The following is a 21,788-nucleotide window of genomic DNA, read 5'->3' on the forward strand; positions in this document are numbered from 1 at the left end:
ATTAGAGACTCAAAACTTACGGCTTTTCAGCCGTACCTCCTTCTTTTTCTTATTTATTTTTCAACGTTTTGGACGCTTGTGTTCTAAAATGAATTTCTTCAACTCTGTTAAGCAATCGAGAGTTATTTTGATTGCTATTTCGGATAAAAATATTGGTTCGTCTATCTCAAGTGATAATTCCTTTAATTTTTCTTCTAATTGAAAAAGATTTTCATTGCAATATTTTTTCATCAAATCCAGTCCAAATTTTTGAAATTGTGTACATCTGATAAGAAGGGTGGCATATATATGCTCAATAAGAGGTATAATGCGAATAGATTATTGACTACTCGAATTTACCCTATCGTTTACATTCCCGGGAAAAGATATCACTAAAAACCGCAAGTCTTCAGAAGTTTCATTACTTATTTTATGTATCTGCTTTGCTGAAATTTTGATTCCGTCGTTTTTTAATAAAGAAACCTTTTCATTCTCTAATAAGAATGTGGCTTTACCTTCAAGGATATAGAAAAACTGCTCCGTTTCGTTATGAAAATGAAGCTGTTCCTCCGTATGCGGTGGCATTAATTCTTCTTTGACAATAACGTTTTCTGATTGTATAAAAGTCCAGGCTTGACAATTATCACCCCATTGATAATGTTTTGTATTCTTTGTATTGATAATCATATCACTTTCTTTTTTATAAATCATCTGTATAATGCCGTCTGTCTTTATCCTGCGAAAATTTGCGGTTGTTGTAATCTGCTGATTTGTTTCTTGCTATGGACAAGGTTTTCCAATCTTCATTTTTCAGCATTTTGGCTATGAAAACCATTTGTCCGATATGATAAGGATAATGAGCCAACTGCCTGTTAATCGCTTCGGTAACCGTATGGCCGTCATTTCGGATATAAATAATTTTCTCTAAATCTGCCTCCGTAAGCTGGTTTAAAGCATTCATCAGGCAATCCCAACCTTTATTCCAATGCTCCATTAATTCAGCTTTGTTCTGAAACGGATTGGTAAATTCCGCATCACGGTTTCGCCAGGGCTTTTCTCCGTCTGTGGTCAGAAATTCGGTAAACCTGGATAGCATATTTCCAGCAATGTGATTGACCAGAATAGCGATGCTATTGCTTTCCCCGTTATACTGCCAGAATAATTGTTCTTCCTGTAATTGTTCCATTGCTTTTTCTCCAAGCATTTTGTAATACAGGAATTGCTTTTTGATACTTTCTAAATAGCTGTCCATTTCTCTATTTTATTTGGGTTAATACAAATTCTTTTCTTTCATTGATATTACCTATCGGCACGTTTATGACTTCATAACCGTACTTTTCATAAGTGCTTTTCATTTGGAAATAGGTGTGTACTGCCTCCTGCCAATCCTGTTTCCGTTCATTATCTGTTTGATAAATTTCTTTCCAGGGTGGCAGGATAAATACCTTAGGATTATATGAGCAATTCAGCACTTTTTTCATAGTTTCTGTTGAAAGTGCATAACCAATCATATCCGCATAGCACACGGCATCCAAAATACTCCGGTCGAAAAAGCAAATTTCATTTGGCTGGCTTGCTGTTGCTCTGTTGTAGTCTAAAAGGGAAGCTCCTATCATTTTATCGGTATAAAGTTGTTTGTTTTTCCAAGGCAAAGCATCACCGTTTAGTGCTGTTTCTTCGCGGATAATCGTTCTGGCTACTTCCGGAACGATATCATATCCATCTGACTTCATAGCATTTAATAAGGTTGTTTTTCCTGCTCCGGGGCCACCGGTTATAACGAATAGCTTACTTTCCATTTTCCAATTCTTTTTTCAAAACACTATGCTCCAATACATTTACTCCAATTCCTTTTAATTCATCTATCCCTTTGGGATAGATCTGCGAAATCGCTTCGGGAACAATAGCCAAACGATAATCTCTTTCACTTGCTTCAAATATTGTTGTGCGTGGACAGTTCGGGAAATTACAACCTGCAATTACCAATGAATTAATCTTGCGATTTTTCAGCCAAGCCTCTAAGTTTGTTTTATAAAATGCACCCCAGCGTGGTTTGTAAGCCACAAAGTCAAAAGGAGCAAGCTGTAGAATACTGCCGGTCAATAATTTTTTATCCTCATACATTTCGGCATTTTTAGGCAAAAGCTCTTGTACGATTTTAGCTCCGGAACTACCCGGAATGACCATTGCCTTACTTTGTCGGATGACTTCTTTCCTGCAAAGTTCGGCGTTGCTTCCGTCTTTAAGATATAATCTCACAATATGTAGAACCGGCAATTGATTTCTCCTGAATGTGTCAGCCAAATATGCCACATTTTCTATCACATCCTTCGTTCTGTCGATATAGGCATTACCGTCAGGCTTTGCAAAATCATTTTGCATATCGATAATCAGTAAAGCCGAACGGTTCCAATTCATTTCCATAGACAACGTTTTTATTCATCAAACTTATAATGTGCTCTCACTTTACTTACTTTCCCGTCATTATTCAATTCCATATATTCTGCCGAAAAGGAATTATTGACACTTCTGTAAAACAATACGGTTGAATTAGCTCCTTTGAGTTCGTGGTACAATTCAAAGTGCAGGTCGGGGTATTTTTGCAGGGCTTTTGAAAAGTAATCCTTTAAATCACCTTTATTGGAAATTTTGCCTGCTGTGTTTATTCCCATTTGTTGAATAATGGGCGACACAAAATCAATGTTTTCGCTGTAATGTTCCATTATTTTATCCAAATCGTGGCTGTTCCAAGCATCAAGCCATTCCTTTGCAAAGTCTGTATTCATAACCTTTTATTTTAATTGACTGTTTTGAATTACTTCTTCCGAACTCAACCCAAACATTGGCGGTGTTTTAACATCTAATAAATTCAGATAAATATATAGCTGTGCTCTGTGGTGAATTTCGTGTTCGGTCATCGCTCGAAGCCACTTCCAAATCGTTATGGGAGCATTGTCAGGTGTCAGGCATTTACGTTGCAAATCTTCATCACTCAGTCTTTTGAAAATGGTTAAAGATTCTTCGTGTTTCTCGTTAAAATAATGGATTACATTATCGTAACCGTCTGCGAGTTCTTTACCGCATCCGCTATAAATACAAGGTTTTCCCAAAACATTTTCGGCAAACATATACCGTTCCATAGCTGCTATATGCCGGATTATATCAGCAATGGTAAACTTGCCCGGTTTGTATGCCCAATCCATATATTTCGGTGGAATAACGGCAATCAGGCGATTGGTGCGTTGCCTGATTTTTCCATAGTACTCCAGAAAATTTTCCATATTGGTTATTTCCATACTTATCCTTTCCTTTTAATCATTTATAATTCTATCGGTTTCCCGAGAGATGTAAACCATCTCTTTAAAATCGGGTGCTGTATAACTGAAGTCAATACATTCTTTGGCAAAACCAAGATGAATTCGGTCTATCTCAAAAATGCCTTTGGCATACTGTTCCAACGCAAATTCAATATCATCTGCCAGCATATAGAAATACAACCACTGAAAACCTTCTTCTTCCAAAAGAAAAATATTTTCGATATAGACTTTTTCGTGTTCGATGGTTTGCAATAATTCTTCTTTTCTACTGTTAAGCGTTTGCATCCATTGATGTAATTGCTCAACTTTTTCGGGTAGAATACGGTATTTGAAGAGCTTTCTTTCCATTGCCTAATCTATTTGTTTGTCGGGTGATTTTTTTGATAACTGCATCAGTGTAACCAATGAAGTTGCTGCTAATGTTTCCTTTCCTTCGGCACTAACTGCAAATACGTCTGAACGCACTACAGTCAACACTTTTCCGTTTTTGATAACCTGTGCTTTAGCCACAAGTTGTTCACCAATGGCAGGATTTAGGTAGTTTACTTTCAGCTCAACTGTTGTAAAATAGCTGTCTTCCGGTTTAGCTGACGCTCCGGCATAGCCCGAGGAAACATCTACCAATGAAGCAATGGTACTGCCGTTGAACATTCCTGCCGGACGAGCCATAAAATCCTGTTTGGGAACAGTAATTTCAAAATATCCGTCTGCTATGCCTGTAACTTCCGCACCGAATAATTGCATTATTTTGGAACGCCCGAAACTTTCCAATAGTTGTGTTTTTCTTTCATCGTTCATAGTCTAAACATCTTTATATAGGTTATTTCTTTTTATTTCCATCAATCGCTCCGGATTTTCAGGAGATTCAAATCCAAACTGACGGTAAAGCGAATGAGCATCTAATGTTGCCAGTAATGTCCTTCTTAACCCTTGTACAAAATCCAAATCCATTATGTATTTCATTATCATTTTTGATAATTCCTTACCTCTGTATTCACTCAAAACATATACATCTGCCAAATAGCCGAAAGTGGCATAGTCCGTTACCAATCGGGCAAAGCCAATCTGTTTTTCGTCCTTAAATAATCCTACGCAAAAAGAATTTTGCAACGCCGTTTTTACAGTTTCCAACGGAATACCTTTTGCCCAATAGCTTTCCTTGCTTAAAAACTGATGGACGGCTTTGATGTCCATATTTTCAAATCCCGATTTTATTTCAATTACCTGATTGCTTATTTCCATTGCATTTGTTTTTTCAGATTTTTGATTTGTGCCAAATGGTGGTTACAATGCCAACTGTATTTTGCCATAGCTTCAGCAATAGTCTGACTTTTATTCAAATCCGGATGAAAGAACGTTCTGTTCCAATCTTGTTTTTCTAAACCTTTTAAAAGTATAGCCCAACGCTCGTGAATGCCTTCTAAAATGCTTAATGACGGCAAAATGGATATATGTTTCGCATCCGATAATTCCGCCCATTTTTCTTCAACAAAAGGTTTGATAGTCGGATTATCTTCCGTCAATGCAAACTTGATGCGGGCAAAGCAATTGATATTGCTATCCGCTACATGATGAACAAGCTGCCTGACAGTCCAACCTTCTTTTCTGTATGATGTATCCAATTGTTCATCATTCAAAGTCATTATCTCTAACTTTATATTTCCGGGAAATAATGCAATAACATCAATGTATGATGCATACATCTCTTTCGTGATTTCTTCCGGCTCTTTGTATTTGCCAATCGGATATTGATTAATCTGTTCCATTTTCTAATGTTTATATAAACCAGTTCCAATTATATTTATCAGAAATTCGCCCTTTTCTAATGTTGTCAAGTTGCTTTTTCAGTTTAAACATTGTTGCATCATTAGCAGTATATGGATGATATTCTGTTCCCAAGATATTTATACACTTAACAGGAGATATAACCGCAGCTGTGCCCACACCAAATATTTCTATTTTTTTGCCGGATTGAAATTCATCAATAAGCTCTTGAAGTTGTACCTTCCTTTCTTCGACAATCATTCCCATATCTTTTGCAATTTGTATAATTGAACTTCTGGTCACTCCGTCAAGAATTGAAGTACTCAACTTAGGTGTAATCAATCTATCGTCTATTACAATAGCAATATTCATTGTGCCGGCTTCTTCAATATATTCGTGAGTTTTAGCATCTGTCCAAATTACCTGGTCATACCCCTGTATTTTGGCTTGCTGTGCCGGATAAAATGCAGCACCGTAATTTCCTCCGCATTTGGCATAACCTACTCCGCCTTCTGCCGCACGTACAAATTCTGTTTCTACTTTTAAACGTACAGGTTCAGAATAATATAATCCCATTGGTGTACATACTATGCAGAATAAATATTCATTCGAAACTTTAACTCCTAATCGAGGTTCTGTGGCAATCACAAACGGACGTATATATAAACTTATTTCTTGTTCTTCCGGAAGCCAATGTTCTTCCAGACGAACCAATTCTTTTATTCCTTCAATAAATAAATCTTGCTCAACAGCAGGCATACACATTCTTTCCAATGAAGCATTAAATCTTCTAAAATGCTTGTCAGGACGAAATATGATAACTTGCCCATTATCTTGACGAAATGCTTTCATTCCTTCAAATACGGTTTGCCCGTAATGTAAACACAGTGACATCGGGCTCATTTTAATATCGGTATGTGGCACTATGCGAGGTGATTGCCAAGTGCCGTCGTTGTAATTACATAGTAAAATATGGTCTGTTGGCTGAACGCCAAATACAAAATCATCATAATTAAAATTAGATTTCATACTTATTTCAGACCTTTGGACGTTTATCATTTTTTCACTCTATTTAATAGTTATCATTTAAAATCATTTCCATTTTAGTGTCTGCTCGTTTGTATTTTCCCTTTTCAATAGGAACTTCGCTAAAACCTAATTTTCTATAAATACCCAACGCCGGTTTCAATGCGGATTGCGTGTAGAGCAGCAATTTCTTCACGCCCAAATCTTTTGCCTTGTCAATAGCTGCCTGACACAACATTATTCCTGCTCCGTTACCCTGATAATTTTCTTCCACCGCCATTTTGGTCAATTCCATTGTATCCGTATATACTTTTTTCAAGGCGACAGTTCCGATTACCTTGCCTTCACAAACGGCAAACAAAATTTCTCCTCCGTCATTTAATATCGCTTCTTCGGGATTGGAAAGGACGTATTTATCAATATCTTCCAACACAAAATATTTTTCAATCCACGCCCGGTTGAATTTTTCAAAATAGGGTTTCCATTCCGGACGGTAATTTTCTATGCTTATCGTTTTCATAATCTTATCTCGAATAAATTGACCTCAATATTGTTATAGTGTTCCGGCAAATCACTCTGTGGCGGCAACTGCCTTTTACCTACCCGTTCAAATCCTAATTTTTGGTAATAAACGGTCAATGCTTCATTGTTTGCCCAGGTATCTATCCGGATAAATTTCTTCTTATTTTTCCACGCTTCAATCATAGCCCAATCCACCACTTTCTTCGCTATATTTTTTCCTCTGTACCGATTACGTATCGCCATACGGTGTAAATAAATGGCTTCCTTTCCGTCCTTGTCGTTCCAAATAATAGGTTCGGCTTTTACTATGGAAAATACACCTGCCATTTCATCGTCCTTATCTAAGACTTTAAAGTGTCTTTTGTCTATAATTTCCTTTTCAATAAATGATTTACTGAAAACAGGCCAAGCGTATCCGCTTTGCTGAAATTGATAGGCTCTTGCTTCGCTGTATATTTTTTCCACCTCTGGAATGTCGGCTATAACCGTTCGCTCTATTCTCATTTCTTTGACATTTTCTGATAACCTCTATTGACACAATACACACCGCTTAAAGTAGCGACCAAAGCCAATAAAGTGATACCGGTTAGGTTTTCATTCAGGAATAAAAATCCGAGCATAATGGCAATGAACGGATTGATATAAGCATACAGGGAAGAAATGCCTATCGGCAAATGTTTCAGCGCATACACAAAAGCAGAATACGCAATGACGGAACCCACTACAATCAGGTAAACCAAAGCCCAGATACTGGATGTCGTTACTGTTTTTAACTCTGAATAATCATCCAAAAAAGCACTGATTACAAACAAGGCCATTCCTCCGGAAAACAATTGCAATGCAGCATTTTGTAACACGTTCTTACTGTTCGGGATTTTGTATTTTGCTAATACACTCCCCGAAGCCCAGGCCAGACAAGCTCCGAAGGCTATTAACATTCCCGTAAAATAGGCAGGATTGGCAAGGTCTTTTAGATTGTCCCGAAAAATCAGTACAATACCCAAACAGCCTAATATCAATCCCACGATAATTAATAAATGTGGTTTTCTCCTGTCAAACCCGAACAAATAGCTGATGACCACCACAAAAACAGGAATGAGTGATAATATCAATGCTGCCAGTCCGCTTGAAATGTAGCGTTCGCACCAACCAATCACACCGTTTCCCAAAGCCACCATTAAAACGCCCGGAACAGATTGATAGAGGAAATCCGATTTATTCATATTCAAACTCCCTGTGAGTTTTAATCCTAAGAGCAAAGCTCCGCCTGCAACCACCTGCCGAATAGCAGCAAACAAAAACGGCGGAAAGGTTTCCACCCCAATACGGATAGCGAAATAGGTCGTTCCCCAAACGATACAAACAATGAAAAGTGCTCCGTAAGCCAGACTGTTTTTATTATTATTCATAGCAATCTGATAAATTATAATGCAAAATAAGGAAGAAAAAACGTATGGTTACAGATACAATTTTTGTAATTTTGTAGGATACAGTATGAAGAGCAATGAAAGAAGTTTTATATCAAAGAATAGCAACGGTTCTTACGGAACAAATCAAAAACGGCACACTGAAAACAGGTGATAAGATGCCGTCATTACGTACGCTGCATAAAGAATATGGTGTGAGTATCAACACGGCCATACAAGCGTACTTGGAGTTGGAAGCCAACGGCCTGATTGTTTCCCGACCACAGTCCGGCTACTATGTGAGTTACAAGCCTGCATATTTGTCTGTGCCTTCCGTGAGTACCCCTTCTAATCAGGCAAAATCTGAAAGTGTAGAAACACTGATTTCCAAAGTGTATTCTACGTTAAGCAATAATGATGTTACCCGGCTTTCTTTGGGTGTTCCCGAAAACGAATTATTGCCTATTGCCAAACTCAACAAAGAATTGGTCAATGCGATGCGTGCCCTTCCAGGAAGTGGTACGGAATACGAAGAAATTCAGGGAAACCGAAAGCTACGCAGGGATATAGCCCGATTGACTTATACCTGGAACGGAAATTTAAGTGAAGACGACATTGTTACGACTGCCGGGGCTATGAATGCTATTTCATTCGGGTTGATGGCACTTACACAGAAAGGCGATACGATAGCGGTTGAAAGTCCTGTTTATTTCGGCATATTGCAGTTGGCTAAAAGTTTGGGATTAAATGTCATTGAACTGCCGACACATCCGGTTACAGGTATTGAATCCGATGCTTTGAAAAAAATATTGCCCAAAATAAAACTGTGTATGCTGGTTTCTAATTTCAACAACCCCTTGGGAAGCTGTATGCCCGATGAGCATAAAAAAGAAGTCGTAAAAATGCTTGCTGAAAAAAACATTCCACTCATAGAAGATGATTTGTATGGCGATGTTTATTTTGGAAACAGCCGCCCTAAACCTTGTAAAGCATTTGATGAAGAGGGGTTAGTACTTTGGAGTGGCTCTGTATCCAAAACATTAGCTCCTGGTTATCGTGTGGGCTGGTTAGCTCCGGGAAAGTTTAAGGATAAAATCGTTCATCAGAAGCTCATTCATACCGTTTCTTCTACGACCATCACACAGGAAGCCATTGCTAATTTCCTTGAAAAAGGCAGGTATGAACATCATCTTGGGAAATTGAGAACTGAACTACACGCCAACAGTCTGCAATTTGCCCGGGCCGTTGCCGAATACTTTCCGGAAGGGACTAAAATCAGCCGTCCGCAAGGCGGATTTATGCTTTGGGTAGAACTGGACAAAAGAATTGATACTACGGAATTATACGACCGGGCTATTTGTCAAAAAATAAGCATTGCTCCGGGCAGGATGTTTTCACTGCAAAACCAGTTTAACAACTGTATGCGCTTAAGTTACGGGCAACGCTGGTCGGAACAGATAGATGACAAGCTGAAACAGTTGGGGAGAATTGCTAAAGGGTTGATTTAATCGCGTTTATCCAGTTTGAAAGAATTTTGTCCATCAGTCTGTTGCATTGAGCAATATGGCTATTGTTGTTCAATAATTCATTTTCATTTTGTACATAGGATAGTTGATACAAAAGTTCATCTTTCCCGTTTTCAGTCATTTGCCTTAAACTTTCTATGGTTACTTCCAAATGAAATTGTAAGCCGATAATATGTTGATTGTAGTAAAATGCCTGATTAAGATTTGCCTCTGAATACAGTAAATTTAAACAGCTGTTTTGAGGGATTTCAAACTGGTCTCCGTGCCAATGGAATACAACCGGATTATGTTTGAACAGTTCATAAAACCAAGCTATTTGCTTACATTCCTCTGTAGGGAAAACAGGAAACCACCCGATTTCTTTGTTCTTTGCCGAAACTACTTTTGCCCCCAAACAACCGGCAATCAATTGAGCACCTAAGCAAATTCCCAACACATTTTTACCGGATTGGATACACGATTTTATAAATGCTTTTTCTTGTTTCAACCAAGGGAATTGTGTTTCATCATACACGCCCATCGGGCCACCCATTACAATCAATGCATCTATCTCCGAAATCTCAGGCAATTGAAAATCTGTTTCAAAAAATTTTGTAACTGAAATATGATGATGATTTTCTTTTAACCAAGTCTCAATGTATCCCAATCCCTCAAATGGTACGTGTTGAAAATAATGTACATTCATTGTCTATGCTTTTTGTTCATTCCAATAATAACTGTCAGGGTAGATACGCTCTCCGAAAATAGCCGTACCCACTCTTACAATGGTTGCTCCCTCTGCAATGGCAGTTTCCAAATCGCCACTCATTCCCATTGATAATTCTTGCATATCTACATTAGGAATGTTTAAAGAAATAATCTGCTGTTGAATATCGTTGAGCAATCGAAAGCACTTGCGTACCTTTTGCGTTTCAGCACTAAACAGTCCAATAGTCATCAAGCCTTTTATTTTTAAGGTTTCCAACTGGGCAACCTGCTCTACCAATTCAATGGCGTTATCGGGACTTACGCCAAATTTGCTTTCTTCAAATGAAGTATTTACTTGTATTAATACTTCAATGGTCTTGTTCTCAAACCGTAACCGCTGATGTAGTTTTTCTGCTAAATCTAAGCGGTCAAGCGATTGAACACAGGAAACATCATATTTTAAAACCTCTTTGATTTTATTGGTTTGCAAATGCCCGATGAAATGATTGGTATGCGGAACACCTTTCAATGCTTCATATTTCTCTTTGAGTTCCTGGACTTTGTTTTCTGCTATCAGTGTATGTCCTGCTTGCAATGCAATTTTGATACGTTCGGCAGGTACGGTTTTAGTTGCTAACAGCAATTTGACCTCATCCGGATTTCTGTTACTTTCCTTGCAGGCATTGTTTATCCGTTCTTGTATGGCTGCCATATTTCGCAAGATTTCTTCATTCATACGCTGATGTTTTCTTGGAATATTTTGAGGTCGGAAATGGATTTGAACCATTGTAAAAGATATTGCGTATCCTTACTTTGCCACTCAGCCATCCGACCAATTGCAGGCGAACCGACGTAGTCCGCCTTTTCTTTTTATTTCCACCAATAGTAATAATTGTGCTTGTCGTCATATTCAAATCCGCAACGTGGATAAAGTTTGTTGCCAATGTCGTTCGTTTTTTCAGTTTCCAGCATCAATCCGCAAGCTCCTGTCTCATCACACCACTGTTTGGCCCTGTCTATCAATGCTACCGAAAGTCCTTTACCTCTGTAATCGGGATGAACAAACAAATCGCTCAACAGCCATTGCTTTGCCAATTTGATGTAATGATACAGTTTATATAATTGAACAAAACCAACTGCTTTGCCTTCGGCATAAACCACAAATATATGTGATTGGTCATGGTCCAATCGTTCCTTAATGAACTGCTTACACTTTTCATAATCGTCTGTCTGGCGATAGAAAATCCGATAAAGATTGAATAACTCTGCTGTTGTGTCTAAATTGTTAAGACCTACTTTTTTGATACTGTAATCCATTACTCTTCATTATTTTGATTAATGATACAAAAATATTGGATGACAGGATGATATTGATGGTACAGTTTGATGATATATAAGTAGTCCAGAAACATTAAGCAACATTTAAAACTCATCATAGTTTATCTTAATGCTTGTGCTTATGGGAACTGCTACACAAGCCAAAATCAAACCTTGCTGTATATGAGCTTCAGATAGGACAAAATTCCGTTTTAACCGCACTTCGCCCTCCTCCAGTTTGCATACACAAGTGCCACAGGTACCTCTGCAACAGGAATGTGGAGCATCAACTCCGGCATTGAGCATCGCATCAAGCAAAGGTGTCTGTTTGTTCCATTGGATATGTTTTGTATTACCATTCAATGTTAATGTTACTTTCACGTTTTCCGATTGCTCGTTCTGGGATTTGACAGGATTAGTTTCTTCGTTTAAATCCATCTGTTTTACGAAATATTAATATATAAAGCCCGAACGTTCTTTATCACTTTCGGGCTTCGATATTGCATTTAAACAACTACTTCACTTTCAATAGCCGAAAGTATGTTATCCAATTCCGCTATTTCATTTCCACTAAGCGGTTTCAAAGGGCTTTTGAAGCCACCTCCGCCTACTCCCAACAGGTCTAAACCTGCCTTTATGGAACGAGGTAAACCTTTTGCCACAATGAACTTCAATAAATCAAACTGTTTATAAAATATGCTTTGGGCTTTTTCCAAATCGTTTGCCTGAATAGCATCGTAAAGAGCAATATTGAGTTCGGGTATCAGATTAGGAGAGGCAGTACACCAACCCTTTGCACCTGCCGAAAAAGCGGACAGTGCCAACGGATTAGAGCCATTGAAAAACGCTACATCTTCTCCCAATTCTTTTCTCAGATAGTGCATACGCTGCACATCGCCCGAACTTTCTTTGACCATAGTTACATTCGGAATTTCTAACAAACGCTTCAATAAAGCTGGTGACATATCCACACCGCCTGTTGCGGGGTTGTTGTATGCCATTATCGGAATAGAAATTTTGGAAGCAACGGTATCATAGTGTTTCACAATTTCATCATCGGTCAGTTTCCAATAGCTCATCGGGATTATCATTACCGCTGTTGCTCCTGCTCTTTCGGCAAATTTGGCGTGGTAAACGGTTTTTTCGGTGGTAAGGTTGGAAACACCAACCAATGTAGGCACTCTGCCTGCCACCTGTTGCATCGTTGCTTCCGTTATGGCTTCTTTTTCCTCATCATTGAGGTAAGGCATTACACCTGTACTCCCCAGCGGAGCAATGCCGTGAGAACCTGTTGTAACCAATCGCTCTACTTGTTTTTTGAATAGTGGAATATCAACGTTTTCGTTGTCGTCAAACGGGGTAACCGGGTATGCGATTACGCCTTTAAATGGTACTTTGTTCATTTTTGCCCTGTTTTAAAAGTTAAAAATCTCTTCCTTCTTCTTCACGGAGTGCTACACCTAAGTTTTGCAGTTGTGGTGCATTTTCACAAGCGATGTATTTTGCGGGTTCTGTTTCACTACGGTTTTGGTGCTGATGCCAAGCCCAAGACGGGATGTAAACCGCATCTCCGGCTTCCCACTCCACGATTTCATCCTCTACCCGTGTCCAACCTTTTCCCTCAATGACATACAAAACAGTTTCGTAGGTATGGCGGTGCAAGTGTGTTTTCTGTCCAGGCAACAGTCCGCCAATGGTCATACTTACATTTTTACTTGGCAAGTCCACAAAGAAAACCGGGTGCTTTCTTTCTTCGGAAAATTGATTGTGCACACCTGCATTTTCAACGTTTTTGTGAATGACGTGCGAGGGCTTCACATACGTTGGTCTTGCAAATGTCTGATGAAAGTCTTTCGAGCTGAACTGTTTTTGCTCAGCGTGGATTGATTTTTTTACTTCTGTCGCTGTTTCTAATTTTGACATAATTGAAAATTTTTATGGTTCTGTTGCATTATTGCATTACAAAAGTATTGTACATTTGGACTATCTAAATGATACAGTTTATATAAAAAAAGATAGTCCAGATGTTGAGAAAATGGAACTTTGAACTTCAATTAGATGAAAAATCAGATAAAGCCATTTATCTGCAAATAGCTGATGCCATCATAAAAGACATTCATTCGGGCAGATTAAAACCCGGCGATGCCTTGCCCGGAAGCAGAAACCTTGCACAACTTTTAAAGGTCAATCGGAATACGGTTGTAGAGGCCCTTAATGTATTACTCGTTGAGGAGTGGTTAATTTCCAAAGAAAGACAAGGTACTTTTGTAGCCGATGCACTGCCGAATTTCAAAGCAGCCAAAAAAAGAAATCTTGTAACAACCGTAATAAAAGATACGGCAAACGGGCATTATCACATACAATTTGATGATGGGCATCCCGACAGTAAAATTGCCCCCGTTACAGAACTGGCAAGGGCATACCGTCAAATCTTCAACCAAAAAGCAAGGTGGCAGATGATGGGGTACGGTAATGAATTGGGTGATTTGGAATTTAGAAAAGCAATTGTTCAAATGCTCAATCATCAAAGAGGTATGCAAATAAACGAACAAAATGTTTGTATTACTCGTGGTAGTCAAATGGCGATGTATTTAACAGCCCAATGTCTGTTTACCAAAGGGGATTATGTACTTATTGAAAACCCTGGTTATAAGCCTGCTTGGAAAGCCTTTGAAAATACCGGTGCAACATTATTACCTGTAAGTGTAGATAAAGATGGATTGGTGATTGATGAGGTCATTTCTTATCTGAAATCCGGCAAAAAGATAAAGGCAATTTACGTTACGCCCCACCGTCAATATCCCACTACTGTCACATTGAGCTTAAAAAGAAGATTGGAATTGATAAAGTTGTCTAACAAATATGGATTTACGATTATCGAAGATGATTATGATAATGAGTTTCATTTTGGTTATCGCCCCGTGTTCCCGTTGTCAAGTTTTATAGAACTTAAAAATCATGTTTACATAGGCACAATGAGCAAGGTTGTTGCACCTGCTCTGCGTATCGGTTATTTGGCAAGTAATGATGGGGGCTTGATTGAAAAGGCAGGTAATTTGCGAAAGATTATTGATGTGCAAGGCGATAGTATAATGGAACAGGCGGTTTTGCAACTAATCAAAGACGGTACGATAAAAAGGCATATAAAAAAGGCGACAAACCACTACAAAGTTAAAAGGGATTTTATGAAAACTTTATTGAATAAACATATCAGGAACAAAGCAACTTACGTTATTCCCGAAGGTGGTTTGGCATTTTGGATTGTACCAAATAAACAAATGGATTGGTTGCAGGTTTCAGAAAAACTAAAAAACAAGGGCATCAAAATTATAACGCCCGATACCTACAGCTTCAATGAAACCATAAACGGTATAAGATTGGGCTATGGCTCGCTTTCTGAAAAAGATTTGGAAGATGGGATTATTGTGTTAGCAAAAATGTTGTGATTTTAGTTTTTGGCTTACCAAGATTAATCGGCATTGTCATTCCACGGTTGGGCAGATATTAAATCTTTGGATTTCCATTCTTCCAAAACAGTCAATGCACTTCTGTCGGGAATATATAAGAAACGAATTTTTCGTTCATTGGCATTTTTTCGTAATTCATCAAATATAAATGTATCATCAAAACCAACTTTAGATGCATCTGTATTAGAGTTTGCATAGTACACTTTACCGATTTTTGCCCAATAAACAGCACTTAAGCACATAGGACAAGGTTCTAATGTAGTGTACATTTGGCAGTCAGATAATTGAAGACTATTAATATTCTTACAAGCCCTTTCAATAGCAACCATTTCGCCGTGTGATGTAGGATTGACCCGCTCAAATATTTCATTATGTCCCTCTCCGATAATTTCACCATCTCTGACAATCACGCAGCCAATAGGGAGACCTTTGCCACTTTTGTATGCAATTTCAGAAAGCTCAATTGCTTTCAACATAAATTTAGGATTATAATCTTGGTCGATTGAGTCATTCATTGTTTCATCACTTGAACGGCAAATTTATTCAATCTGTCCGATTAATTAATGTACATATCTACCACATTATCTATTTTCAACTACCCTTGTTGTACCAAATGCTGTAAATCGGGGTCGTTCTTAATCCGCTCCATTTCGCTTTCCACAATCTGCAAAACATCCGTTTTGACCTGCCTGTAATTGGCTTCGATTTCCTGCTTCATATTGTCGTTACCGTTTTCATCGGTAAATGACAATATCTGCGGTATCTTTTTGTAGGCTTTGGTTTCAGCAGCAACCTTGTCGTTATCCACCACGATTTCAGCATGAAAGATTTTCTGCTCGATGCGTTCATCGAAGTTATCTGATACCGAACCAACAAACATACCTTGCGTTAGCGTTGAAATTTTGGAAGCCGGAATAAGGCTATCTAACTGTGTGGAAATAGAGGTAGATTTATCATTGCGGTTAATGGTCAGGCTCTGCCGTTTCTGTAACACTTTACCGAAGCGTTCACTTAGGCTCTTGGCGGTTTCTCCAACGACCTGCCCACTGAAAACATTGCCGACGGTATTCTGTATTACTTTGCTCTCTTTGTCACCGTAATCCCTCGTTAACTGCGAAAAGTCCTGAAAGCCCAAGCATACAGCCACCTTATTGCTCCTCGCTGTTGCGATAAGGTTGTCCAAACCCCTGAAATAAATGGTAGGCAACTCGTCTATGATAACGGAACTCTTTAGCTGTCCTTTTTTATTAATCAGCTTTACAATCCTCGAATTGTACAACCCCAATGCTGCCGAGTAAATATTCTGCCTGTCCGGATTATTACCGACACACAAAATTTTAGGTTCCTTGGGGTTATTGATGTCAAGCGTAAAGTCATCACCTGTCATGACCCAATACAACTGTGGACTTATCATTCTTGACAAAGGGATTTTTGCCGATGCTATCTGCCCTTGTAACTGGTCTTGTGCGCCTCCCTGCCACGCATCCATAAAGGGCGACAAATAATTTTCCAGTTCGGGATATGAGGTAAGTATCGTAAATACCTCTGCATACTTTTTGTTGAGCAATTCGATTGCGTGGGGAAATGTGCAATACCTTCCGTTGTCGTAGATTTTGAGATACCAAATGATTGCTGCAAGCAGAATAATTGGACTTTCCACGAAAAAATCGCCCTGCTTCGTTATCCACGACTTATTGAGGTTTAGCATAATCGTGTAAGCTGCTTCATAGGCATCAGAAATGTCGGTCATGAAGGCGGGATTGAGTGGATTGCAACGGTGGCTCCGGCGTGGGTCATCGAAATTTATCACATAGAATTTAGGTTTTACCTTATACTTATTGGTGTGCTTCAGTAAATGATTGTAGGCAATGGTGGAAAGGTCATCGAATTTAAAATCGTATATATACATCGAAAAGCCCTTTTCGATGTGTTGCTTGATGTAGTTGTTTACGATGGCGTAGGATTTTCCCGAGCCGGGAGTACCAAGTACAATCGAAGCCCGAAAAGGGTTGACGATATTAATCCATCCATTGTTCCACTTGCCTTTGTAATAAAACTTCGTGGGAAGATTGACCGAGTATTCATTTTGCATGAGTTTGGTTTCTTGCTGAAAGCTCTCGTTTTCGTTATTGAAAACATCGTCCATCAGGTTGTTGCGAAGCAGTCGGCTCATCCATACACCCGCCATAAGCAGGGCTATATATCCCATGCCCGTTGTCAGGATGTAAAGCGATGTGGCAACCCCTGCCGACAGCTTTAATAATGGGGTATTCAGAAAGAACAGCACAAAACCAACACCCAAAGCAATATAAATTTTTGTCCATGTTATTTTTTCGTTCTTTACACCCTTAGTACCGAGACAACTTAACGCCAGTAAGACCAGTGCAAAAATCTTGGTGTAGAGCGGATGTGAAAAAAGCCCAGCGGTACGGTTGAAATTGGTCAGTATCTTGCCGATGATTTCCAGTGTCCAGCCATGTCCGGCAAAAAAACCGTAGCAGAACCAATAGAAGTGCATCAACACGATGATGATGCTTACCGCTCTCATAAAAGCCATTATTTTGGCTAAACCTCTCAAATCGTCTTCTCCCTGCATAATTCAAAAATTTGTTTTGATGCAAGTGTAGAAGCTATGGGAGTTAGTGTTGAGAAAGCGGTGTCAGATGGCTTTTGGTGGCATTATTTGGCATTATTTTGAAACCACAATAACCAAGAGTTAATCCTGGTCTTTGATGGTCAAAAAAAGTTATTGTTGTCTTCCCCGTTTTCGGTGTTTCTTCTTTTTCTTCATACGGTTGGCAAATGCCTGTTCCTCGTAGTCTTCCCCCTGTGCTTCCGGCAGTAGCCCACCCAATCCGTCTATCAACAAATCATCGGTTGGCTGTTCTTTATTTAGGAAGTTAAAAAGTGCATGGGCTTCCTCTTTCTCTACGGTGTTACCTGTGGTCGATGACTGATTTTGTGCGGATGTTTTTTCAGCTTCTTGACGTTGCCCGACCGCCTGCCCGTTCCACCAGTCATTAAAGACATTAGCCGATAGCTTTTTGCCCAAAGCTGAACCGTTCCAAACGGTACGGCTTTCGTGGTCGATAAAGGTCATACCGTAAATACGCCCCTCATCGTTGCGGCGTACCACGGTATTGATGCCCTGCTCAATCAGTTGCTTTTTAAAGTCACTTTCATTGGTAGCGGTGTGCATCGCTGCTTCAATGGTGTTTTTGAGAACGGCTCTTACGGGGTCGGCTTTCATTTTCTCCTTAGCCTTTGCAAATTGGTTTTGCAGTTCGTCCAGTCCTGCCTGCTTACCGAAAAGGGATGCCTTAAAAGGATTGCTTGCTTTCTCGCCCTGTTCGTTCAGGGCAAAATAGACAAGACCGTTTTTGGGTTGTCCGTTCAGTTCCCCTTTGACTTCTTCTGACATGATATTGAAAAGTGAAAGCAAGGCATTGTATGCTCCGAGGCTTGCATACCCGTAATACTTCGGCAGGTGTCGCACCACCGATGCCATTTGGCTCTTAACATCTCCGGCTCTGTAATCTACCGGACGAAATACCTGCTCATTGCCTGTACGCTGTTTTTCGGTTGCGGGAACGAGGTTATATTGCTGTTCTAAATCCCTGCAAATCGCCATTGACCGGGGATGGTCGAAACTATCCGGTATTTTCTTCCCGTCCAATCCTACACAGACCGTTACGATGTGGATATGGGTGCGTTCAATATCGGTATGCTTAAAAACGATATAAGGTTGGTTGCCATACCCCATGCGCTCCATATATTCCTGCGCCATTTTTACGAACTGCCCATCGCTGACCCTATCCGCAGGATCAGGGTTCAGCGATATGTGGCGCACAGGCTTTTCCGTTTTGATATTTGCGGACAGATACGGCTCAAAACACTGGTGCAGGTAAGCGGTCGAATAGGTATTATCCAACGTTTCGGGTATTCTGTTCAACAACAGTACCTGTCCGTTTTCGCTGTCAATCTTCTTTTGATTATAGGAAATAGCACCGTACAAATTTTCGCCCTTGCCAATCTTTGCTATCATCTTATCTGTGTTTTTGCAGGTGTTCTTTTTCAAATTCCTGTGTCAGCTCAATCACTTTCCGGCACAAGTCCGCCATTTCCGCCGTCTGCTTTTCCAGCTTAAAGAGGTAAGCCGATGCCTTTTTCTCCGAGAAATTGCGGTACAATATCTTCACGATTTGGTTGTAATTCACGCCAACCGCTCTGAACTGGCTGTAAAAATTGGTCAGCCTCGTATGAAAATCGACTGCATCCATATCAATTTTTACGGTCTTTACTGTCTTCTGAAAGATGCAGGCTGTAATAAAGTGCGCCATTACTTTCATTCCCGATTGCTCGAACAACGTAAGAAACTGTGCGTTTTCCATGTCGTTGAGACTAATCGAATAACGGTGGATGGCAGGGTCTTTCTTAGGCTTGCGACCAACTTTGTTTGTTCGATTTCTTCTGTTGTCTTCCATATCTAAATCCATTAATAATTACTATAAACTGCGACTTCGGAGCGGTTTTCAGCCCCCTGCAAGGGCAAGTGGTTTTGAGGTGCGGAATTTATTTCGAGCAGCTAAAAACATAACTTGCTCTGTTCGGGTGAACAGAAAATCCGCCCTGCGGGGCGGATTAGATAAAGCAGAAAAAAACGGCTTTGAGCCGTTCCAACGATTGCGTGTTATCTGAAATGATTGCTCCATTCGCCTGTTGCATTGATGCAACTACAAAATAAGCGCAGCTTTCCCAAAGCATTACCCTGTTGCACAGTGCCAAACTCTGCCACAGAACGCCAATACAGGACAGGTTTAATAAGGCAGGTATATATCTGCATTTCTTTGTGTAGGCATTTGCGATTGTCTGTATGTGTATGTATGGACGTAGCTGCGTAGCTACGCAAACACACAATCAGGCAAGTAGGTAAATCACCACGTATGCGATTAGGCAATACGGTATAAAATGATGTATGCCATCATGCGGATAAGCAGGTAAAAATGTGCGGTTGCATTGCTCCGCATACGGATAAAATTACCCTCGCAGGGACGTATGTTTTTACGGAAGCACCCGCATATGAAAGCCTGTAACTAAATATGTGCAGATGTGTTTTTGCACCGATGCACTTGGGTAAGCGGCTATACAGGTACAGCAATACATAAATAGATAATTAATTAAATACAGTTATGCACATGGACACAAAAAAACAACCATTGTTTATCGCCTTTTCCTCCCAAAAGGGAGGTGTCGGCAAAAGCACCTTTACAACGCTTGTCGCAAGCGTACTTTATTATCGCCTCGGTTATAATGTAGCCGTCTTTGATTGCGATTTTCCGCAACACAGCCTTGTACAGATGAGGGCAAGGGATATGGGCAACGTCAGGAGCAATGAGGTGTACAAAAAACTGGCTCATAAACAGTTTACCACCATCAACAAAAAAGCCTATCCGATACTGAAGCATAAGGCAGACGGTGTGCTGGATGAAGTAGCGCAATTTCTGCAATCCTCTCCTGTGCCAGTTGATGTGGTTTTCTTCGACCTCCCCGGTACGGTCAACTCCGCCGGGATATTAAAAACACTGGCAGGTATGCACCACATCTTCACACCAATCATCGCAGACCGTGTAGTAATGGAAAGCACATTGATTTTCACGCAAGTCCTGAACGATGTGGTAAGGAAGCAGGGCGCAACGGCTATCCAAAGCATCAACCTTTTTTGGAACCAGGTGGATGGCAGGGAAAAGTCCTCATTGTACACCGTATATGAGGACTTAATCAGCAACTTGGGCATTCATCTTATGTGTACCCGTATCACGGATAGCAAGCGTTTCCGCAAAGAGGGAGAAGCCGATGCAAAAACGGTCTTTCGCTCCACCTTACTCCCCGCCGATAAGCGGTTGATGAAAGCCTGCCGACTGGATTTGTTTATGGATGAATTTTTAAGAACCGTCAAATTATAAGCCCTATGGAAAATGAGCATAAAAAGAAAAACAAGCCGGAGATAGATGAGGATTTTCTAATGAACATTATTGCCGATGGCGTGCAAAAGGACGGGATAAATATTACGCCCGAACCGCCGAAAAAGCAGGAACCGGAGAAAGAGCCGGAAAAGCCTGCGAGCAGAGAAAGGAACCGTTCTAAAAGAACCAGCGAGGCGGACTACGAAAAGCTGTTTTTCAAAAGAGCGGAAACCAATGCCCGTTACGGAAAATCGGTGTACATACGTCCTGATTTTCACGAAAGGCTGACCCGTATCGTGCAGGTCATCGGCGAGGATAAGATAACGATTTACGCCTATCTCGATAACCTGCTGGAATACCACTTTCAGGAATTTGGTGAGGACATCATCAAAAGTTTTAACGATAAGTATAAACCCATTATATAAGTACAATGATGGAAAAGAACAATAAAAGACAAACAGCCAAACAGAGTTATGGAAGCCAGTTTTTAAAAAAGCATTCGATGAACCGCAGGGGCGATAAAACCATTTACGTCCGGCAGGAATACCACGAACGGTTAACACGTATCGTGCAGATTGTAGGCGGTGGCGATATACCCTTATACGCCTATCTCGACAATATACTCAAACATCATTTTGAGCTGTTTGGTGAGGATATAATCAAGGATTTTGATAAAATGAACAAACCACTTTTTTAATCATGGAAATAATAATCGTCATCTGTCTGCTCATTGTGGATATACTGGCGCATACTGACCCCTCAAAATTGAATTAGATTTAGGGGTGTTTATTGCGTTTAAAGCCCATATCCGCCT

Annotated in this window: 30 protein-coding genes and 1 tRNA gene; 6 read left to right on the forward strand and 25 right to left on the reverse strand. The window is 39.9% G+C overall.

All coding sequences use genetic code 11. The features are described from left to right. Positions 1 to 202, forward strand: a 202-nt coding sequence (locus EPX21_RS22925; protein ID WP_206106063.1) for a hypothetical protein, incomplete at its 5' end; no start/stop codon positions are given. A 116-nt stretch (positions 203 to 318) separates the two neighbouring features. On the opposite strand, the gene EPX21_RS12950 is transcribed toward EPX21_RS22925, so the two are convergent. The 14 genes from EPX21_RS12950 to EPX21_RS13015 are packed head-to-tail and all read right to left on the reverse strand — an operon-like array spanning position 319 to position 8,017. After that, a complete protein-coding gene (locus tag EPX21_RS12950) occupies positions 319 to 666 on the reverse strand; it encodes a cupin domain-containing protein (RefSeq protein ID WP_206106064.1) in 348 nt (115 codons plus the stop codon). 13 nt (positions 667 to 679) lie between these two features. Next, positions 680 to 1,231 (reverse strand): DUF1572 domain-containing protein, encoded by a 552-nt coding sequence (locus tag EPX21_RS12955; protein ID WP_134090122.1) that lies wholly within the window; start codon positions 1,229 to 1,231, stop codon positions 680 to 682. A gap of 4 nt (positions 1,232 to 1,235) precedes the next feature. Continuing rightward, positions 1,236 to 1,778 carry an AAA family ATPase gene (locus EPX21_RS12960; protein ID WP_134090123.1) on the reverse strand — a complete coding sequence of 181 codons (543 nt, stop codon included), beginning with the start codon at positions 1,776 to 1,778 and terminating at the stop codon, positions 1,236 to 1,238. After that, a complete protein-coding gene (locus EPX21_RS12965; protein WP_134090124.1) occupies positions 1,768 to 2,403 on the reverse strand; it encodes an isochorismatase family cysteine hydrolase in 636 nt (211 codons plus the stop codon). The genes EPX21_RS12960 and EPX21_RS12965 overlap by 11 nt, the downstream gene beginning before the upstream one ends. An 11-nt stretch (positions 2,404 to 2,414) precedes the next feature. Further along, positions 2,415 to 2,765, reverse strand: a complete 351-nt coding sequence (locus EPX21_RS12970; RefSeq protein WP_134090125.1) for a nuclear transport factor 2 family protein — start codon at positions 2,763 to 2,765, stop codon at positions 2,415 to 2,417. A 6-nt stretch (positions 2,766 to 2,771) separates the two neighbouring features. Beyond that, entirely contained in the window at positions 2,772 to 3,275 is a 504-nt protein-coding gene (locus tag EPX21_RS12975) for a DinB family protein (RefSeq protein ID WP_134090126.1), read from the reverse strand. Positions 3,276 to 3,290: 15 nt separating this feature from the next. Next, positions 3,291 to 3,644 (reverse strand): DUF6176 family protein, encoded by a 354-nt coding sequence (locus EPX21_RS12980; protein ID WP_134090127.1) that lies wholly within the window; start codon positions 3,642 to 3,644, stop codon positions 3,291 to 3,293. Between the two features lie 3 nt (positions 3,645 to 3,647). Next, positions 3,648 to 4,094, reverse strand: a complete 447-nt coding sequence (locus tag EPX21_RS12985) for a PaaI family thioesterase (RefSeq protein WP_134090128.1) — start codon at positions 4,092 to 4,094, stop codon at positions 3,648 to 3,650. 3 nt (positions 4,095 to 4,097) lie between these two features. Then, complete coding sequence (locus EPX21_RS12990) at positions 4,098 to 4,490, reverse strand: GNAT family N-acetyltransferase (protein WP_240768681.1); 393 nt, start codon at positions 4,488 to 4,490, stop codon at positions 4,098 to 4,100. Between the two features lie 38 nt (positions 4,491 to 4,528). Next, complete coding sequence (locus EPX21_RS12995; protein ID WP_134090130.1) at positions 4,529 to 5,062, reverse strand: YfiT family bacillithiol transferase; 534 nt, start codon at positions 5,060 to 5,062, stop codon at positions 4,529 to 4,531. A gap of 10 nt (positions 5,063 to 5,072) precedes the next feature. Beyond that, the gene (locus EPX21_RS13000) at positions 5,073 to 6,089 is read right to left on the reverse strand and encodes a branched-chain amino acid aminotransferase (protein ID WP_205729540.1); all 1,017 of its coding nucleotides are present in this window, start codon (positions 6,087 to 6,089) and stop codon (positions 5,073 to 5,075) included. A gap of 43 nt (positions 6,090 to 6,132) precedes the next feature. Further along, positions 6,133 to 6,606 carry a GNAT family N-acetyltransferase gene (locus EPX21_RS13005; RefSeq protein WP_134090132.1) on the reverse strand — a complete coding sequence of 158 codons (474 nt, stop codon included), beginning with the start codon at positions 6,604 to 6,606 and terminating at the stop codon, positions 6,133 to 6,135. Beyond that, positions 6,603 to 7,112 (reverse strand): GNAT family N-acetyltransferase, encoded by a 510-nt coding sequence (locus EPX21_RS13010; RefSeq protein ID WP_134090133.1) that lies wholly within the window; start codon positions 7,110 to 7,112, stop codon positions 6,603 to 6,605. Before EPX21_RS13010 ends, EPX21_RS13005 begins: the two co-directional genes overlap by 4 nt. Beyond that, positions 7,109 to 8,017, reverse strand: coding sequence for an EamA family transporter (locus EPX21_RS13015; protein ID WP_206106065.1), 909 nt, complete (start codon positions 8,015 to 8,017; stop codon positions 7,109 to 7,111). The genes EPX21_RS13010 and EPX21_RS13015 overlap by 4 nt, the downstream gene beginning before the upstream one ends. A gap of 95 nt (positions 8,018 to 8,112) precedes the next feature. On the opposite strand from EPX21_RS13015, the gene EPX21_RS13020 reads away from it, so the two are divergent. Beyond that, the gene (locus EPX21_RS13020; protein WP_134090135.1) at positions 8,113 to 9,522 is read left to right on the forward strand and encodes a PLP-dependent aminotransferase family protein; all 1,410 of its coding nucleotides are present in this window, start codon (positions 8,113 to 8,115) and stop codon (positions 9,520 to 9,522) included. On the opposite strand, the gene EPX21_RS13025 is transcribed toward EPX21_RS13020, so the two are convergent. The 7 genes from EPX21_RS13025 to EPX21_RS13050 all read right to left on the reverse strand — a co-directional run bounded on the left by EPX21_RS13025 (position 9,506) and on the right by EPX21_RS13050 (position 13,467). Then, entirely contained in the window at positions 9,506 to 10,225 is a 720-nt protein-coding gene (locus EPX21_RS13025; RefSeq protein ID WP_134090136.1) for a type 1 glutamine amidotransferase, read from the reverse strand. The two genes, EPX21_RS13020 and EPX21_RS13025, sit on opposite strands and share 17 nt — an antisense overlap. Positions 10,226 to 10,228: 3 nt before the next feature. After that, the gene (locus EPX21_RS13030) at positions 10,229 to 10,963 is read right to left on the reverse strand and encodes a YggS family pyridoxal phosphate-dependent enzyme (RefSeq protein ID WP_134090137.1); all 735 of its coding nucleotides are present in this window, start codon (positions 10,961 to 10,963) and stop codon (positions 10,229 to 10,231) included. A 27-nt stretch (positions 10,964 to 10,990) separates the two neighbouring features. Next, a tRNA-Ala gene (locus EPX21_RS22710) sits at positions 10,991 to 11,061 on the reverse strand. Positions 11,062 to 11,097: 36 nt separating this feature from the next. After that, complete coding sequence (locus EPX21_RS13035) at positions 11,098 to 11,544, reverse strand: GNAT family N-acetyltransferase (protein ID WP_134090138.1); 447 nt, start codon at positions 11,542 to 11,544, stop codon at positions 11,098 to 11,100. A 105-nt stretch (positions 11,545 to 11,649) separates the two neighbouring features. Continuing rightward, entirely contained in the window at positions 11,650 to 11,982 is a 333-nt protein-coding gene (locus EPX21_RS13040; RefSeq protein WP_134090139.1) for a 2Fe-2S iron-sulfur cluster binding domain-containing protein, read from the reverse strand. A gap of 68 nt (positions 11,983 to 12,050) precedes the next feature. Then, positions 12,051 to 12,947: a dihydrodipicolinate synthase family protein gene (locus tag EPX21_RS13045; protein WP_134090140.1), complete on the reverse strand. Its 897-nt coding sequence runs from the start codon at positions 12,945 to 12,947 to the stop codon at positions 12,051 to 12,053. A 19-nt stretch (positions 12,948 to 12,966) separates the two neighbouring features. Beyond that, the gene (locus EPX21_RS13050) at positions 12,967 to 13,467 is read right to left on the reverse strand and encodes a cupin domain-containing protein (protein ID WP_134090141.1); all 501 of its coding nucleotides are present in this window, start codon (positions 13,465 to 13,467) and stop codon (positions 12,967 to 12,969) included. A gap of 101 nt (positions 13,468 to 13,568) precedes the next feature. Between EPX21_RS13050 and EPX21_RS13055 the strand changes: the two genes are divergently transcribed. Further along, entirely contained in the window at positions 13,569 to 14,990 is a 1,422-nt protein-coding gene (locus EPX21_RS13055) for a PLP-dependent aminotransferase family protein (protein WP_134090142.1), read from the forward strand. 23 nt (positions 14,991 to 15,013) lie between these two features. Here the strand turns inward: EPX21_RS13055 and EPX21_RS13060 are convergent, their stop codons facing one another. The 4 genes from EPX21_RS13060 to mobA form a co-directional block, all read right to left on the reverse strand. Further along, the gene (locus EPX21_RS13060) at positions 15,014 to 15,526 is read right to left on the reverse strand and encodes a nucleoside deaminase (RefSeq protein ID WP_134090143.1); all 513 of its coding nucleotides are present in this window, start codon (positions 15,524 to 15,526) and stop codon (positions 15,014 to 15,016) included. 80 nt (positions 15,527 to 15,606) lie between these two features. Continuing rightward, positions 15,607 to 17,610, reverse strand: a complete 2,004-nt coding sequence (mobC, locus tag EPX21_RS13065) for a conjugal transfer protein MobC (RefSeq protein ID WP_206106067.1) — start codon at positions 17,608 to 17,610, stop codon at positions 15,607 to 15,609. A gap of 147 nt (positions 17,611 to 17,757) precedes the next feature. Next, entirely contained in the window at positions 17,758 to 19,056 is a 1,299-nt protein-coding gene (gene mobB / locus EPX21_RS13070; RefSeq protein WP_134090145.1) for a conjugal transfer protein MobB, read from the reverse strand. Between the two features lies 1 nt (position 19,057). Continuing rightward, positions 19,058 to 19,495 carry a conjugal transfer protein MobA gene (mobA, locus tag EPX21_RS13075; protein ID WP_134090146.1) on the reverse strand — a complete coding sequence of 146 codons (438 nt, stop codon included), beginning with the start codon at positions 19,493 to 19,495 and terminating at the stop codon, positions 19,058 to 19,060. A 711-nt stretch (positions 19,496 to 20,206) separates the two neighbouring features. Here mobA and EPX21_RS13080 point away from each other — a divergent pair. Genes EPX21_RS13080 through EPX21_RS13090 form a run of 3 tightly spaced genes read left to right on the forward strand, consistent with a single transcriptional unit; the run spans position 20,207 to position 21,671 of the window. Next, entirely contained in the window at positions 20,207 to 20,974 is a 768-nt protein-coding gene (locus tag EPX21_RS13080) for a ParA family protein (RefSeq protein ID WP_134090147.1), read from the forward strand. A 5-nt stretch (positions 20,975 to 20,979) separates the two neighbouring features. Further along, positions 20,980 to 21,399: a DUF3408 domain-containing protein gene (locus tag EPX21_RS13085; protein WP_134090148.1), complete on the forward strand. Its 420-nt coding sequence runs from the start codon at positions 20,980 to 20,982 to the stop codon at positions 21,397 to 21,399. Positions 21,400 to 21,404: 5 nt separating this feature from the next. Next, on the forward strand, positions 21,405 to 21,671 hold the full coding sequence (locus tag EPX21_RS13090; protein ID WP_206106066.1) for a DUF3408 domain-containing protein: 267 nt from the start codon (positions 21,405 to 21,407) through the stop codon (positions 21,669 to 21,671). The last annotated feature ends 117 nt before the right edge of the window (positions 21,672 to 21,788 follow it).

Origin of the sequence: Olivibacter sp. XZL3, assembly GCF_004368405.1 — a bacterium.
In the GTDB taxonomy this organism is placed as follows: Bacteria; Bacteroidota; Bacteroidia; order Sphingobacteriales; family Sphingobacteriaceae; genus Olivibacter.

What these genes read in the sequence shown, in the direction of transcription:
- EPX21_RS13045 (WP_134090140.1), bottom strand. Translation starts at nt 12,947, where the DNA reads ATGAACAAAGTACCATTTAAAGGCGTAATCGCATACCCGGTTACCCCG.
- EPX21_RS12980 (WP_134090127.1), bottom strand. Translation starts at nt 3,644, where the DNA reads ATGGAAAGAAAGCTCTTCAAATACCGTATTCTACCCGAAAAAGTTGAG.
- EPX21_RS12960 (WP_134090123.1), bottom strand. Translation starts at nt 1,778, where the DNA reads ATGGAAAGTAAGCTATTCGTTATAACCGGTGGCCCCGGAGCAGGAAAA.
- EPX21_RS13085 (WP_134090148.1), top strand. Translation starts at nt 20,980, where the DNA reads ATGGAAAATGAGCATAAAAAGAAAAACAAGCCGGAGATAGATGAGGAT.
- EPX21_RS13035 (WP_134090138.1), bottom strand. Translation starts at nt 11,544, where the DNA reads ATGGATTACAGTATCAAAAAAGTAGGTCTTAACAATTTAGACACAACA.
- EPX21_RS13040 (WP_134090139.1), bottom strand. Translation starts at nt 11,982, where the DNA reads ATGGATTTAAACGAAGAAACTAATCCTGTCAAATCCCAGAACGAGCAA.
- EPX21_RS12955 (WP_134090122.1), bottom strand. Translation starts at nt 1,231, where the DNA reads ATGGACAGCTATTTAGAAAGTATCAAAAAGCAATTCCTGTATTACAAA.
- mobB (WP_134090145.1), bottom strand. Translation starts at nt 19,056, where the DNA reads ATGATAGCAAAGATTGGCAAGGGCGAAAATTTGTACGGTGCTATTTCC.
- EPX21_RS13015 (WP_206106065.1), bottom strand. Translation starts at nt 8,017, where the DNA reads ATGAATAATAATAAAAACAGTCTGGCTTACGGAGCACTTTTCATTGTT.
- EPX21_RS12995 (WP_134090130.1), bottom strand. Translation starts at nt 5,062, where the DNA reads ATGGAACAGATTAATCAATATCCGATTGGCAAATACAAAGAGCCGGAA.
- EPX21_RS12990 (WP_240768681.1), bottom strand. Translation starts at nt 4,490, where the DNA reads ATGGACATCAAAGCCGTCCATCAGTTTTTAAGCAAGGAAAGCTATTGG.
- EPX21_RS13055 (WP_134090142.1), top strand. Translation starts at nt 13,569, where the DNA reads ATGTTGAGAAAATGGAACTTTGAACTTCAATTAGATGAAAAATCAGAT.
- EPX21_RS13000 (WP_205729540.1), bottom strand. Translation starts at nt 6,089, where the DNA reads ATGAAATCTAATTTTAATTATGATGATTTTGTATTTGGCGTTCAGCCA.
- EPX21_RS13030 (WP_134090137.1), bottom strand. Translation starts at nt 10,963, where the DNA reads ATGAATGAAGAAATCTTGCGAAATATGGCAGCCATACAAGAACGGATA.
- EPX21_RS12975 (WP_134090126.1), bottom strand. Translation starts at nt 3,275, where the DNA reads ATGGAAATAACCAATATGGAAAATTTTCTGGAGTACTATGGAAAAATC.
- mobA (WP_134090146.1), bottom strand. Translation starts at nt 19,495, where the DNA reads ATGGAAGACAACAGAAGAAATCGAACAAACAAAGTTGGTCGCAAGCCT.
- EPX21_RS13090 (WP_206106066.1), top strand. Translation starts at nt 21,405, where the DNA reads ATGATGGAAAAGAACAATAAAAGACAAACAGCCAAACAGAGTTATGGA.
- EPX21_RS13005 (WP_134090132.1), bottom strand. Translation starts at nt 6,606, where the DNA reads ATGAAAACGATAAGCATAGAAAATTACCGTCCGGAATGGAAACCCTAT.
- EPX21_RS13050 (WP_134090141.1), bottom strand. Translation starts at nt 13,467, where the DNA reads ATGTCAAAATTAGAAACAGCGACAGAAGTAAAAAAATCAATCCACGCT.
- EPX21_RS12970 (WP_134090125.1), bottom strand. Translation starts at nt 2,765, where the DNA reads ATGAATACAGACTTTGCAAAGGAATGGCTTGATGCTTGGAACAGCCAC.
- EPX21_RS13025 (WP_134090136.1), bottom strand. Translation starts at nt 10,225, where the DNA reads ATGAATGTACATTATTTTCAACACGTACCATTTGAGGGATTGGGATAC.
- EPX21_RS13020 (WP_134090135.1), top strand. Translation starts at nt 8,113, where the DNA reads ATGAAAGAAGTTTTATATCAAAGAATAGCAACGGTTCTTACGGAACAA.
- EPX21_RS13080 (WP_134090147.1), top strand. Translation starts at nt 20,207, where the DNA reads ATGGACACAAAAAAACAACCATTGTTTATCGCCTTTTCCTCCCAAAAG.
- EPX21_RS13060 (WP_134090143.1), bottom strand. Translation starts at nt 15,526, where the DNA reads ATGAATGACTCAATCGACCAAGATTATAATCCTAAATTTATGTTGAAA.
- EPX21_RS12985 (WP_134090128.1), bottom strand. Translation starts at nt 4,094, where the DNA reads ATGAACGATGAAAGAAAAACACAACTATTGGAAAGTTTCGGGCGTTCC.
- EPX21_RS12950 (WP_206106064.1), bottom strand. Translation starts at nt 666, where the DNA reads ATGATTATCAATACAAAGAATACAAAACATTATCAATGGGGTGATAAT.
- EPX21_RS13010 (WP_134090133.1), bottom strand. Translation starts at nt 7,112, where the DNA reads ATGAGAATAGAGCGAACGGTTATAGCCGACATTCCAGAGGTGGAAAAA.
- EPX21_RS12965 (WP_134090124.1), bottom strand. Translation starts at nt 2,403, where the DNA reads ATGGAAATGAATTGGAACCGTTCGGCTTTACTGATTATCGATATGCAA.